Here is a 13,990-nt window from a genome sequence, read left to right on the forward strand (position 1 = left end):
ACTCCTCAAGGAGGACTTCGATGCACGGCCGTATATCGAGATCCCGCAGGATCGTTGCCCTGACCGCGGCCCTGGCGGCGGGCACAGCGGGCAGCCTCTACATCGGAGCGCAGCAGCGGACGGAGGCGGCTCCTGCCCCGGCGAAGGATGCTCCCGCCTCGTCGAAGGCGGCGCCCGCCGGTGGGAAGGACGTCACGGCGGTGATGTTCGAGTGGAACTTCGACTCCATCGCGAAGGCTTGTACGGACACGCTCGGACCGGCCGGGTACGGCTACGTACAGACCTCACCCCCACAGGAGCGGCTGAACGGAGCTTCCTGGTGGACCGCCTACCAGCCCGTCAGCTACAAGATCTCCTCGCGCCTCGGTGACCGTGACTCCTTCAAGAGCATGGTGGACACCTGCCACGACGCGGGAGTCAAGGTCGTCGCCGACTCGGTGATCAATCACATGACGAACGCCCAGGGCACAGGCTCGGGCGGCACCGAGTTCACCAAGTACAACTACCCGGGTGTCTATGCCAACCAGGACATGGACGACTGCCAGCGGGAGGTCAAGGACTACACCAAGCGCGAGGAGAGCCAGAACTGTGAGCTCGGCGGCCTGGCCGACCTGGACACCGGCGAGGAGCATGTCCGCAAGACCATCGCCGGATACCTCAACGACCTCCTCGGCCTGGGTGTCGACGGATTCCGCATCGACGCGGCCAAGCACATGCCCGAGGACGACCTGAAGGCGATCAAATCGCAGCTCAGCGACCCCGGCGTCTACTGGAAGCAGGAGACGCTGCCCGGTCCGGGTGAAGAGGTCCAGCCCAGCGAGTACCTCGGCACCGGGGACGTCCAGGAGTTCAACTATGCCTACGCCCTGAAGGGAGCGTTCGAAGGCGGCAGCCTGGCTGGGCTCAAGAACATCGCGGACGGCAAGCTGCCCTCCGCGTCGGCCGGGGTCTTCGTCGCCAATCACGACACCGAACGGCAGGGCAACGTCCTCACGTACAAGCAGGGTGCTCCCTACACCCTGGCCCACGTCTTCATGCTGGCCTTCCCCTACGGCTCCCCGGACGTCCACTCCGGCTACGCCTTCTCCAGCAAGGACGACGGCCCGCCGAACGACAGCAAGGCCGACTGCTCCACCGACGCGTGGGTGTGCCAGCACGCCCAGAAGAAGATCGCGAGCATGGTCGCCTTCCGCAACACGGCGGGCGACGCCGAGCTCACCGACTGGTGGGACAACGGCGGCGGCGCCGTCGCCTTCGGCCGGGGTGAGAAGGCCTTCGTCGCCATCAACGCGGGGGACGGCGAACTCAAGCAGACCTTCCAGACCTCGCTGCCGGCCGGTGAGTACTGCGACGTGCAGTCCGACAAGCCCGTCACGGTGAACGCCAGTGGCCAGGTGGAGGCCGCCGTCGCTGCGAAGAGCGCGCTGGCCCTGCACGTGAACGCCAAGAGCTGTACCAGCAGCGGCAACTGACCTGACGTCAGTCTTCGCATCTCCATCCGATTGTCCGGCGCATGTGGTGTGTTCCGCACGCGCCGGGCAACCGCCGTTCCCGCAGCCCCGTAGACCCCCGCAGATCCCCGCAGATCCCCAAGGAGTGGAAACCCGTGACACGCGCACGCTTAAGATCGGTCGCCGCGCTGGCCCTCGTACCCCTGGTGGGGCGCCACCGGCACGGTCGAGCTCTCCGCTGACGTGGACGGCGGCGAACTGAACCGGGTCGTCTTCGCCGCGCAGGCGGGCGACGGACCCTGGCAGGTGGTCGGCTCCGCCGACCACGCCCCGTACAAGGTCACCCAGGAGCTCGAACCGGGTCTGCCCGAGGGCACCGAGCTGCGCTACAAGGCGGTGGTCGTGGACAGCCGTGGCCATACCGCACTCAGAGGCGGCGTTCACGGTCGACGCCCGTGACCGGGACCGGATCCCCGAAGCCCGGCGGGCCCGCCAGCTCCTGGCCACCCAACGCGCCACCGACGGGTCACTGCTCGGCGCCACCGGCGTGGGCTGAGGAGCACCTGAGGGGAGCCCGCTCAGCTATTCAGGGGGAGGCGAACGCGGACACCAGGTCGCGGGCGCCTTCCCCCACCCCCCGGATCGGGATGCCGCGGGTCGCGACCAGCTCCGACAGGAGACCGCTGGTCAGGCAGGCGTTCCGCGGCCGGGACGCATAGCGGCTGCGAGCCTTCGGGACGGGGATCACCAGGTCGCCCTGGATGCCCAGGGCTCGGGCGATCACCGTGGCCCACTCGGCGCGGGTGACCCGGTCGGGGCCGCCCAGGTGGAGCACCGGGGGGAGCGGTTCCCCGGTGGTGAGGAGCGCGGCCACCACCTCGGCCACGTCGTCGACATGCACCGGCGTCGTCCAGTGGTCGTCGGGGGCCTCGACCGGCTGGCCGTCGCGCAGCCGGTGGGCGCACGCGGCGAAGAAGTTGAGCCACTTGCCCGCGTCCACGGGCTCGTGTCCGTACACGAGGCTGACGCGCAGCGCGACGGCGTCGGCGGCCTCGGCGAGCAGCAGTTCCTCGGCGTGGCGCTTGGCGCGGCCGTAGGCGTTCGCCGGGGAGACGGGGGTGTGCTCGGCGTTGTCCGGTGAGCTGCCGTCGAAGACGTTGTCGGTCGAGATCATGATCACCCTTGAACTCCCGCCCACTCGGGCAAAGTTGGCTACCACGGCGGAGTGGGCGGCGTCCGCTTCCGCGGCGTTCGCCTCGCACCAGGTGACGTCCGAGGGGCCGTGCACCAGGACGATCCGCCGCGGGCGCAGCTGTGCCACGAGACCGTCGCAGGCCTCCGGATCGGTGGCGTCGAGGGCGCTCCAGCGGGCCCCGTACCGCTCCGGGGCATCCACTGGACGCCCGCGCGAGACGAGCGTCACCGTGTCGCCCGTCGCGACGAGGCGGCGGGCGATCCCGGTCCCGACGAATCCACTGCCGACGATGAGCGTACGAACCCCCGTCATCCCGTGGCCTGCCCCGAAAGCGCCATGCTCCGGGACGCGAGCAGGCGGCCCGCGCCGATCAGGCCGTGGTCGTCGTCGGCCGCGCCGAGCGCGACCATGGCGTCGATCCGGTCCGGGGTGAGGCCGAAGCAGCCCTGGCGCACCAACTCCTCGACCAGGAGCTGCCGGTAGCGCTCGCCGACGGCAAGGGCGAAGCCGCCCACCACGATGTAGCGGCACACCCCTACCGAGGTGAAGACGGCACACACCGCCTGGGCGAGGTGCACCAGGGCGGCCCGCAGGACGCCGGTGGAGAAGGGGTCACCCTCGGTCAGCGCCTTGGCAAGCGGCGGATTCTCTATGCGCCCGGCGTGCCCCGCGCACAGCGCCGCGAGGCGGGACCCGGCGAAGCCGACGGGGTCGGCGACCGCCGCGCGGCGTGCCGCGGCGAGAACACCGCGGCCGGAGGCGATGGCGCCCAGATGCCCGCGTCCTCCGCAGTCGCAGAGCGGCGCGTCGGGCGAGGGATCGCAGACCCAGTGGCCGAGTTCACCGCCGTGCCCCGCGGCGTCGAGGAGGACGTCGCCGTCCCGGAAGACCTTGTTCCCGATGCCCGAGCTGACGGTCAGCAGACAGAACGGCTCCGGCTCCGTGGCCGCGTAACGCCACGCCGCCGCCGTGAGGTCGTTGACGACGACGGCCGGTGTGCCGAGCCGCTGGGTGAGCAGGCCGCCGAGCGGCAGCGGGTCGCCGCGCCGCCCCCACACCGTCGGCGCGGCGAGTACCAGGCCGTCCGCCGTGATGGGCCCGGCGAAGGCGACCCCGACGGGGCGCGGCGCCAGGTCGGCCGTGTGCCGGGTGACCTCGCGCACGATCTGCTCGACCACCCGCTCCTGCAGTACGGACACGGGGGCGTCCGGATCCTGGGCCATGCCGTCGACGGGCAGCCTGCGGACGCGGGTGACCTCTCCGGTGGCGGGGGAGTAACTCCCCACCCGGAGTGTGGTTCCGCCCACGTCGACGACCGTGAACGCGGGCTCAGTGGTCGGCATCGGCATGGTCGTGGTCGTGGTCGTGGCCACGGAGTTCCTCCTCGAAGACCAGCAGGTGCAGGTCGGCGGCGCGGTCGTTGAGCAGCCCGTGCTCGCCGTAGGGGCGGTTGACGACGACGTCTCCCGGGCCGACCCGGAACTCCTCGCCGTCCCGGTACATCAAGCCGCTTCCGGTGAGCACGATGTACGTCTCATGGTCGGCGCCATGCCGGTGGCGGCCGATGGAGGTGCCGGGCGGGAGCACGGCCAGATCGATGAACTCCGCGCCAGGAGCGCCCGGTCGGCGGGAGAACACGCGGTGCGCCAGGATCGTGCCGAGTCCGCCGTGGTCGTGCTCCTTGCCCGACAGGAGCTCTCGGATGTTCGGTACGCGCGTTTCGGCGTCCGGTACACGTCCGGTCATCGTGCCGCTCCTTTCGCGGCCCGGGAGGCCAGTGCGTCGAGGGCCGCCCGCAGGGTCTCCTCCGGGATGTCCTCCAGGTCGTCGACGAAGGCCGCCTTGCCGATGCTGGTGGGAACCACCAGATGGAGCCTGCGGCCCCGGCGCTGCCAGGAGGCCCGCAGGGCCTGCGTCATCTGGTCGGGCGTGCAGGTCGACGCGTCGTACACAGGAAGCCCGATCCGTTCGATGAGCGTGATGACGCGCTCGCAGGTCTCCGTGTCGGCGAGGCCGAGCAGCCGTGCCAGGTGCGCGGAGAGCGCCATGTCGACGGCGACCGCCTCACCGTGTTCCAGGCGATGGCCTCCCGCCGTTTCGATCACGGGACTGAAGGTGTGGCCGAAGTCCACCAGGCGCGCGAGATCGTGCTCCCGCAGATTGGGGCAGAGCTCCTCCATCATCAGCCGCATGGAGGTGCGCAGGACGTAGGTCTCAAGCTCCGCGTTCGCCCGGTGGCCGGGGCGTCGGAAGACGTCCGGGTGCCGCTCCAGGGCCCGGAACAGATCGCCGTCGAGTATCACCGCCATCTTCACGATCTCGGCGAGGCCGCAGCGGATCTCGCGGGCGGGCAGGGTGTCGAGGAGCTCCGGGTCGTTCAGCGAGGCGTGGGCGGGGTGATAGGCGCCGAACATGTTCTTCGTGTGCAGGCCGTTGACCCCGGTCTTGACGCCGACACCGACGTCCACCTGGCCCACCAGTGTGGTGTTGACCTTGATGTACCGGATGCCGCGCGCGTACATGGAGGCGGCGAAACCGACGATGTCCGCGACGATGCCACCCCCCACCGCGAGCATCACGCCATGCCGGTCGAGCCCGGCGGCCTTGGCCGTGGCGCACACCTTCTCGGCGGAGACGAGTGATTTGTTGTGCTCCCCGGAGGGGATGGGGTGGACGCTCCAGTGGTCCGGATCCAGGTGTGCGCCGAGGTACGCGCGCAGTTGCCGTCCATAGAGGCGGTCCACCGTGGGGCCGACGAAGGCCACCACGCGGCGCCCCTCCAGGTAGCGGGCAAGGAGCGGATTATCCGGGGAGAAGACCCCGTCGGTGACGTCGACCCGGTAGTCGGTGCCGTCCGGTGCGTGCAGGTCGAAGCCTCCGGCGTCCTCACGGACGCCCTCGGCCCCGGCAAGTACCTGGCTCGCCATCTCTCTCCCCGATCTTCGTTCGGTTCTCTGTGCGGTGTGGTTCCAGATCCGCGAATACGCGGGCGATCGTCTGTACGAGGGGCGACTGCGGCAGCTCTTCGAGCGGGACCGGGCGGCCCCGCTGATCCGCCACCGGGAGCCGCCAGTTGGGGTGCACCGTGGCGGTGCCTGGAAGGTTCTGCGGGCGCAGGTCACCGGTCGCGTCCGGCAGCCAGACGCCGAGCATCAGGGCCGGGGTGAGCCGCAGGAACCGGTGCAGGGCCGCCACCTCGCCGTCGGGCGACGGCAGCAGGCCGAGGCGCTCGAGCTCGGTCAGCCAGCCGTCGCGCTCGGCGGCTGCCTCCGCCTTCTCCTCCGCCGCCGGGCGGGTCAACAGGCCGAGCCGCTCCCGGAGTTCCACATGCTCCCCGGTGAGCCAGGCCGCGGTGCTCGGCAGATCGTGGGTGGTCAGCGTGGCCAGACAGGTCGTGCGCCACTGCTCGGGCGGCAACGGGCCGTGCCGGCCCTCGCTGCCGCCGAGATACTCGAAGCGCTGTACGGAGGTGCCGATGACGCCGCGTGCGGCGAGCCGCTCGCGTACCCCTTCCTCGACCGTGCCCAGGTCCTCGCCGATCACCATCGCGCCCGCGCGGTGCGCCTCAAGGGCGAGGACTCCCAGCATGGCGTCACCGTCGTAGCGGACGTACGTCCCCTCGGACGGCGGGCGCCCCTCGGGAACCCACCACAGCCGGAACAGGCCCATCACATGGTCGACCCGCAGTGCTCCCGCGTGCCGCAGGCCCGCGCGCAGCAGCTCGGCGAAGGGCCGGTAGCCCTCGGCGGCGAGGGCGTCGGGACGCCAGGGCGGCTGACCCCAGTCCTGGCCGTGCGGGTTGAAGTCGTCCGGCGGCGCGCCGACGCTCATCCCGGCGGCCAGGCAGTGCCGCAGCGCCCAGGCGTCGGCGCCGTCGGGCGAGACCCCGACCGCCAGGTCGTGGACGAGGCCGATCTCCATGCCCGCGGTCTTCGCCGCCGACTGCGCGGCGGCGAGCTGCTCGTCGGTGATCCACGCGAGCCAGCGGTGGAACGCGAAGCGTTCGGCGAGCTCCGCACGGGCGCGCGCCACGGCAGGGGAGTTCGGATCGCGCAGCTCGACGGGCCAGGACCGCCATGTGCCGCCGTGCACCTCGGCCAGGGCGCACCAGGTGGCGAAGTCGACGAGCCCCTGACCCTCGCGTCCGGCGAAGGCCTCGAAGGCCGCCGCGCGGCCGGGGGAGAGCTGAACCTCGTGCACGGCACCCAGGGCCTGGTGCTTGAGGGCCCGGACGGCTTCGCGGTCGATGAGTGAACTGCCGCTCAGAACAGCTTCGTTGAGTGCACGGGCGCGGGCGGCCAGGGCATCCACGCGGGCGCGCGGCGCTGGGCCGAGGTACGCGTACTCCGGCACCGCCTCCACCCGTACATGCATCGGGTCGGGGAAGCGGCGCGAGCTCGGACGGTACGGCGACGGGTCGGGCAGCGGCCCCGGAGTAGCGGCGTGCAGGGGGCCGAGCTGGACGAAACCGGCTCCCAGGGCGCGCCCCGACCAGGCGGCGAGATCGGCGAGGTCGGTCAGGTCGCCCATGCCCCATGAGCGGCGCGAGAGGACGGAGTAGAGCTGGACGAGGAAGCCCCAGGTGCGGCGCTCGGGCAGGGCGAGGCGGTCGGGGACCGCGAGCAGTGGGGTGCGGGCGCTCCGGTGTGCTGTGCGCATGTGCAGGGTGTGTCGGCCGGGCGGCAGAGGCGTGTCCGGGGTCGTCAGGCCGCCGCCCTCCAACTCAACCTGGACGTCCCCTTCCAGAGGGAGCGTCAGGCCGCCGCTGTGGGCGCGGGTCACGACACAGGGAGGCAGCAGCCGCCCGGACAGCTCGCGCCGGTGGGCGTCAAGGGCGTCGCGCGCCGCACGCTCGGTGGAGGCGTCCACCCCGCAGGCGGTGAGAACGGCGACGAGAGTGTCGGGGGAGACCGGGACGCGACGGCCCCGGTCGGTGGTGTAGCCAGTGGCCACACCGTGGGCGCGCGCGAGTTCGACGAGGGCGTCGGTCATGGGCGGGCCCCGGCGTCATCGGCGTGGCGGGGAGGGCGGGAAGCGGGCTCGAAGAGTCGCTCCAGGACGGCCGCGACCCCGTCGTCGTCGTTGCCGGGAGCCGTCTCGTCGGCCATCGCGCGCAGCTCGGGGTGCGCGTTGCCGACGGCCACGCCGTGGCCCGCCCAGGCGAGCAGCGGGATGTCATTGGGCATGTCGCCGAAGGCGATGGTGTCCGCGGCCGTGAACCCCAGGAGCCTCGCGGCCCGTTCGACCCCCGAGCCCTTGGTGACACCGGGCGGAAGGACCTCCACCATGCCCTTCACCGAGTGCACCACGGAGACCTCGTCACCGAACAACTCGCGCACGGTGGCGGTCAGTTCATCCTCGGGCACCAGGGGGTGATGCAGTACCAGCTTGTCGATGGGCGAGGCCCACAGCTGAGCCCGGTCGGTCGTGACGTCCCAGCCGTGCCGGACACGCTCGCCGAAACCGGGTGTGACCTTGAACCGGCTCTCGGGCGGAGCCGTGACGACACCGAGTTCGAGGACGCCGAGCGCCGCCTCGACCCGGTCGACCACCCGGCGGGCCAGGTCACGGTCGAGCGAGGCGGAGTCGAGCAGACGGTCGGCGGCGGCGTCGTACAGCTGGGCGCCCTGCCCGCAGACGGCAAGGCCCTGATAGCCGAGCGCGGCCAGGAACTCCTTGCAGGCCGTGGCGGGGCGTCCGGTGACGACCAGATGATGCGCGCCCGCCCCCTCGACCAGGGCGAGGGCCCGGCGCGTGCGCTCGGAGACGGACAAGTCGCTGCGGAGCAGGGTGCCGTCCAGGTCGGTGGCGACGACACGGAAGGGCGGCTCCGTGACCGGGACGGTGTCCCAGGTGACCCGCCCCGAGCGCAGCGTCAGCATCATCACGAGCTCACGGCCGACCGGCGGCCCGTCGAGGCGCCCCCGGAAGACTCCCGCGCCGACCGGCCCGACCTGCCCGAGCGGAACGAACGAGGCACCACTGCCCGACGGCACGGCCTCGTCGGATGCCAGGGCCTCGGCGGCGGACTCCAGCGCCACCGCGCCCGGCGCTTCCGTGGCACGGCCCGTGCCCGCCACGACCTCGACCCGCTCCACCCCGGGGTGGACGTAGGTGACGGTCAGGGCGCCGTCGGGTGAGCGTGCCACCCGGCAGCGGTCATGGACCCGGTCCTTCAGGTCCTGGCGGTCCGCGGCGTGAGCCACTTCCGAGCAGCGGGCGAAGTCCGCACGCCCGTGGGCGGCATCGAAGAGGCGCTCGTACGCGGCCCCGTCCAGCGTGGCGACACGGCCGTAGGCCGCCAGGTCGCCCAGTTCGGCGGCGGTGCGCGCGATGAGGTCACGGTGCTCGGACCAGGCCGCGTCGGGCAGTTGACCGAACCAGCCGTACCGGATGGCCTCCTCCGCGGGGAACGGCCGCCTCTCTCCCCGCAGCAGGGCTTCGAACGCCGCGAGGTGTTGCCCGGCGCTGCGTGACCAGGTGAACTCCCGTGCCGTGCCGCGGGCGTTGGCGGACAGACGGGCGTAGGTGCCGGGGTCCTGCCGGAACACCGCGGCGGCCTCACGGATGCGCTCGGCGAGGTCCCGCGCGAGCCCCGGATCGTCGTCGCGGAACGAACCGCGAACGGAGAAGCCGGTCGCTGCCGGGTCCGCGAGCGGCAGTGTGTGCCGGAAGTGCCCGGTGACCTGCTGGGCCGTGGCGACCGGCACCGCCCCGCACGCCATGGCCTCCGCCTGGGCGATCAGGAAGCCGTCCAGCTCGAACTTGGACGGGTAGACACAGAAGTCGGCGCAGGAGGCATGTGCGAAGAGCGTGTCCTCGTCGGCGAGCCGCCAGTCCAGATGGACCTGGTCCGGATGGCGGTCGGCGATCTCCTGGAAGTACGCGTTGGCCGAGCCCGTCGGCTCCTGACCGCCCCGGCCGGTCGAGCAGCGGATGACGAAGCTGATCTCGGGATCGGTGGCGATGACTTCCTCGACGGCCCGCATCAGCTCCAGCTGCCCCTTGTGATGCACCGCGTAGCGAGCCGCGTGGTAGAAGACGGGCCGCGCGGGGTCGAGCCCGAGCGAGCGGAGGATCTGCTCCCGGTCGACGTCGCCCGGATCCCGCGCCAGCCAGCTGTCCGCGATGCCGCAGCCGCCCAGGAGCAGCTTGTGGGCCTGTTCGCGCAGCTGTCCGGCGATCGGCAGGGTGTGGAACAGCGTTTCCATCGGGGTGTCGCGGAAGGTGCTGTAGTACGCGCGCTGACCGGGTGACACGAAGTCGACGAGGTCGGCGTGCGCGGCGATCAGCGGGAAGAGGCCGACATGATCCGGGCCGTACTCGGCATGCATCCTGGTGCCGGCAAGCGCCCGGGACATCACGGCGGTGGCACTGTCCTCGGTGAGCGGGGGAGCGTCGAGCGCGTCGAGATCCACCTGGTCGCGGACACCGAACAGGTCGAGCAGGCGCTCCACCTGGGGCCGGTAGATCTTCTGCGTGACCGGGGCGTTGGCCGCCACGGTGACGGCGGTCCGCAGCAGTGGATCGGCGGCGAGCACCGGGGGCAGCAGAGAGTGGTAGTACGGCTCGAAGCCGTGCACCACGGCGGGTTCACCGGCGGCGCACTCGTCGATGAAGCGCAGCGCGTCCACCTGGAAGACCAGCGGTTTGAAGTGGGACAGGTCCCGCCCTTCCGTGCTCGGCGGCGGGTAGAGGCGGTCAGGGAGCAGATCCAGATACGCGTTGGACAGGAAGTAGACGTCCACACCGTCGAGCCGGAGCCGGTGCGCGCGCGTGGTCAGTTCAAGGGTGATCTCGTCCGGATGGTCCGGCCACACCTTGGGGTCGAGGACCAGTGGCACCGCGTGCTCGCGGCGGTAGTCCACCTCCTCGATCTCGAAGCTGTCCCGCAGCGTGTCCACGAGGCCGTGTGCCGGGGTGATGACGGAGACGCGGTGGCCGCGCGCCGCGTAGGCGCGCGACAGATTCCATACGAGCGGCGAGAGCCCGCCGCGCATCAGCCGGCTGTCGAAGCCGCCGCATTCGAAGGAGACCTGGATGATGTGCACGATTACCGTTCCCTCACTGTGCGACCCGGTGGCACCCGGTGGCTCTGCGCGACCTGCTGGACCGTGCCGTCCTCAAGGACCACCGCCGATGCGATGTCGGAGCCCGGCGGGACCGCGGCGCCGGGCAGGACGACGCTGTGCCGCACCCGTGCGCCCGCCCCGATCCGTACGCCGGGAAAGAGCACGCTGTCCTCGACCAGGCCGTCGTTGACCAGGTCGGCCGGAACCACCGAGTGACGCACCCCGGGCCCTTCGCCCACCCGTGCGCGCGGCACCTCCGGTGCGAGGGTCCACGGCATCCGCTCGACGGGAAGACCGTGAAGACCGTGAAGGCCGTGAAGGCCGTGAAGGCCGTGAAGACCGGGCGCCGGTGCCGCGGCCAGGGCGAGATGTGCGCGGTGGTACCGCTCGACGGTGCCGATGTCCTCCCAGTGGCCAGCGACCTCGTATCCGCGGATGTCCTCACCGGCCGCGAGCATCGCCGGGATCACGTCCCTGCTGATGTCGTGCTGCCAGTCCGTGCCGTCGAGGAGCTCCAGATGGCGCCGAAGGACACGGGCGTCGAAGACGCAGAACGCCGCGAAGACCAGGTCGCTCGTGGGGGCTTCCGGCTTCTCGACGAACGCCGTCAGATGCCCTTCGGCGTCGAAGTCGACCATGCCGAACAGATGCACCCAGCGCGGCTCGATGCGCTGGTACGCAAGGGTCAGGGCCGCACCCGACGCCAGGTGCCCCTCGATCAGCGGCCCGTAGTCGAAGCGGTACACGTGGTCGGCGTGCAGGACCAGGACGTGATCGGCGCCGTCCCCGAAGACGTACTCGCTCTTGCGGATCAGGGCATCGGCCGTGCCGCGTTCCAACGGCCAGGTCCGGTCGGGCAGTTCGGTGGGAAGACCCCGTCCGGCCCGCTGGTACGCACGGTCGTACGGGCCGAAGCGCACGCGGAAGTCCGGCGCCGTGTTCCACACCCCGTGCAGGTCGTCCATCAGCTGCCGCTCCTCGTGCTGGGAGAGCAGCAGGACCTCACCGAGACCCGAGGCCCGCGCGTTGGCCAGGCTGAAGTCGATCAGACGGCACGCGCCGCCGTACGGCACGAGCGGCTTGAGCCGTCCCGCGCCGAGCGCCCCCATGCGTCTGCCCTCGCCGCCCGCGAGGAGCACGGTCCGCACCACGCCCGCCTCAGCCATGCCGCACCTCGTCCCAGGTCACACGCCCAGAGGACAGGGTCAGGAGTAGCCGGGCGCCGGGGTGCTCCGATGCCGGTCCCTCGAACTCTCCGGCGGCGGTGGGTGTCAGTGGCCGTACGTCGGGCAGCGCACGGGCCGATCCGTTCCGCGGGGTGGGTACGACAAGCTCGACGCGCTCGGCGTGCGGAAGGCGGTAGCCGATCCGCCCGTCCGCGAGGGGCACGCAGCGGGTGCGCAGGCGTGCCACCTCCGCTTCGGGCAGGGCATCCGGGACGCGTTCCGCCACGCGCTCACAGGTGACGAAGTCGGCCCGTTCCCACGCGGCGCGGAAGATGCGCCGTGCGGCGTCGCCGTCCAGCGGTGCACACCGTTCGTACGCCGCGATGTCGCCGTGCTCGACCGCAGCGCCCGTGGTGAGCGCGTCGTCGGGCAGAAGGTCCAGCCAGCCGTGGTGCAGGGCCCGTTCGGTGTCGAGGCCGACCGGCTCACCGCGCCACAGACGGGTGAAGGCCGCAAGGTGCAGGTCCGCGCAGTGTTCCCAGGTGAAGACGCGCGCGACGGCGGCGGCCCGCCGCGCCAACTCCCGGTAGCGGGAAGGGTCTTCGGTCCACAGTGTCACCGCTTCCCTGATCCGGTCGGTGAGCGCGGAGGTGAGCAGTTCGTCGTCCTCGGCGAACGACCGGTTCACCGCGAAGCCGGTCGTGGTGTCCGGTCCTTCCGCGTGCCGGAAGTGGGCCATTCCCCGCTGGTCCGTGGCGATGGGAACCGCGCCGACCGCCATCGCCTCGCCCTGCGCGATGAGGAAGGTGTCCATCTCGAACTTGGAAGGGAAGAGGCAGAAGTCCGCGGCGGCGGCGTAGGCGAACACCCGCCGCTCTTCCACGCGTTCCCACTCCAGGTGCAGCCGCCCCGCGTGCCTGCGGGCGACCTCGTGGAAGTAGGGATCGTCGATGCCGTCGCCGGAGATGCACCGCACGACGAAGTTGGCCGCGAGCCCGTCGGTCAGTACGCGGTCCACGGCGCGCAGCAGTTCCACCTGGCCCTTGTGGTGCACCGCGTAGCGCGCGTTGTGGAAGAACATGGGCAGCGCGGGGTCGAGGCCGAGACCGCCGAGCACCTTCTCCCGGTCGACGTCCGCGGGATCCCAGCCGAGCCACTCGTCGGAGATCGCGCAGCCGCCCACGAACATCTTGTGCGCGTTGCGCCGCACGACCCCGGCGATCGGCAGCCGGGCGAAGAGCTGCTCGAAGGGGGTGTCCCGGAAGGACGCGTAGAAATCCAGCTGGCCTTCGGAGAGAAAGTCGATCAAGTCGGCGTGTTCGGCGGTCAGTTCGTAGATCGGCACGTGGTCCGGCGGGTAGTCGTAGTGCAGATGCGTGAGCTGCTGGTACTGGCGGATCACCTCGGGAGGGGCGCCAGCATCGCCGACGGGGTCCGGGGCGGGCAGCTCGACGTCCACGCCGAGTACGTCGAACAGCCGCCGCACCTCGGGTGCGTACACCTTCTTGGTGATCGGCATATTGCTCTGCACATTGCTGACGACCAGCTTCGACGGGTCGTCGCGCAGCGCGGCGGGCAACAGGTAGTGGTAGTACGGCTCATGGGTGTGGACCAGGGCCTTCTCGTCGCCGAACCAACTGCGCAGGAACCGCACGCTGTCCGCCTGGAAGACGAGAGGCTTGAAGAACACCAGGTCCCGCCCCTTGGCGGAGTACGGCGGATAGAAGGTGTCCGGCAGCTGGTTCAGATACGCGTCGGCGAGGAAGTACAGATCGACGCCGTCGAGCCGGATGCGGTGGGCGGTGGTGCGCAGCTCGAGGGAAACCTCGGCAGGGAAGCCCCGCCACACCTGCGGATCGAGGACGATCGGCAGGGTGTGGACGTCGTCGTACGGCAGGTCCTCGACCTCGTACCGCTCCCGCAGGTCGTCGAGCCTGCCGTGTGCCGGGGTGACGATGGAGACCCGGTGACCGCGCGCGGCGAAGGCGCGGGAGAGGTTCCACAGGTACACCGAGGTGCCGCCCTGGAGGAAGGTGTGGTCGAAGCCGCAGCACTCGAAGTACGTCTCGACGATGTGCAGGCGCGGGTCGGTCGGTTCGGTCACGG

General features: G+C 71.2%; 8 protein-coding genes and 2 pseudogenes. 2 read left to right on the forward strand and 8 right to left on the reverse strand.

Annotation, left to right across the window (positions count from 1 at the left end):
* Positions 1 to 20 precede the first annotated feature (20 nt).
* Positions 21 to 1,466: pseudogene (locus ACGFSB_RS23320) on the forward strand (alpha-amylase family protein); the annotation flags it as partial.
* Positions 1,467 to 1,652: 186 nt separating this feature from the next.
* A pseudogene (locus ACGFSB_RS23325) lies at positions 1,653 to 1,877 on the forward strand (hypothetical protein); the annotation flags it as partial.
* Between the two features lie 160 nt (positions 1,878 to 2,037).
* Here the strand turns inward: ACGFSB_RS23325 and ACGFSB_RS23330 are convergent.
* The 8 genes from ACGFSB_RS23330 to ACGFSB_RS23365 are packed head-to-tail and all read right to left on the reverse strand — an operon-like array spanning position 2,038 to position 13,988.
* Positions 2,038 to 2,958 carry a sugar nucleotide-binding protein gene (locus ACGFSB_RS23330; protein ID WP_393402402.1) on the reverse strand — a complete coding sequence of 307 codons (921 nt, stop codon included), beginning with the start codon at positions 2,956 to 2,958 and terminating at the stop codon, positions 2,038 to 2,040.
* Entirely contained in the window at positions 2,955 to 4,019 is a 1,065-nt protein-coding gene (locus ACGFSB_RS23335) for an ROK family protein (protein WP_393402404.1), read from the reverse strand. The genes ACGFSB_RS23330 and ACGFSB_RS23335 overlap by 4 nt, the downstream gene beginning before the upstream one ends.
* Positions 3,976 to 4,392 carry a cupin domain-containing protein gene (locus tag ACGFSB_RS23340; RefSeq protein WP_393402406.1) on the reverse strand — a complete coding sequence of 139 codons (417 nt, stop codon included), beginning with the start codon at positions 4,390 to 4,392 and terminating at the stop codon, positions 3,976 to 3,978. Before ACGFSB_RS23340 ends, ACGFSB_RS23335 begins: the two co-directional genes overlap by 44 nt.
* Entirely contained in the window at positions 4,389 to 5,573 is a 1,185-nt protein-coding gene (locus tag ACGFSB_RS23345) for a sedoheptulose 7-phosphate cyclase (RefSeq protein ID WP_393402408.1), read from the reverse strand. Before ACGFSB_RS23345 ends, ACGFSB_RS23340 begins: the two co-directional genes overlap by 4 nt.
* Entirely contained in the window at positions 5,533 to 7,638 is a 2,106-nt protein-coding gene (malQ, locus tag ACGFSB_RS23350; RefSeq protein ID WP_393402411.1) for a 4-alpha-glucanotransferase, read from the reverse strand. Before malQ ends, ACGFSB_RS23345 begins: the two co-directional genes overlap by 41 nt.
* The gene (locus ACGFSB_RS23355; RefSeq protein ID WP_393402414.1) at positions 7,635 to 10,697 is read right to left on the reverse strand and encodes a Cof-type HAD-IIB family hydrolase; all 3,063 of its coding nucleotides are present in this window, start codon (positions 10,695 to 10,697) and stop codon (positions 7,635 to 7,637) included. The genes malQ and ACGFSB_RS23355 overlap by 4 nt, the downstream gene beginning before the upstream one ends.
* Positions 10,698 to 10,699: 2 nt before the next feature.
* Positions 10,700 to 11,884 carry a sugar phosphate nucleotidyltransferase gene (locus ACGFSB_RS23360; RefSeq protein ID WP_393402416.1) on the reverse strand — a complete coding sequence of 395 codons (1,185 nt, stop codon included), beginning with the start codon at positions 11,882 to 11,884 and terminating at the stop codon, positions 10,700 to 10,702.
* Positions 11,877 to 13,988: a glycosyltransferase gene (locus tag ACGFSB_RS23365; protein WP_393402419.1), complete on the reverse strand. Its 2,112-nt coding sequence runs from the start codon at positions 13,986 to 13,988 to the stop codon at positions 11,877 to 11,879. The genes ACGFSB_RS23360 and ACGFSB_RS23365 overlap by 8 nt, the downstream gene beginning before the upstream one ends.
* Between the last annotated feature and the right edge of the window lie 2 nt (positions 13,989 to 13,990).

Source organism: Streptomyces sp. NPDC048441 (assembly GCF_043200235.1).
In the GTDB taxonomy this organism is placed as follows: domain Bacteria; phylum Actinomycetota; class Actinomycetes; order Streptomycetales; family Streptomycetaceae; genus Streptomyces.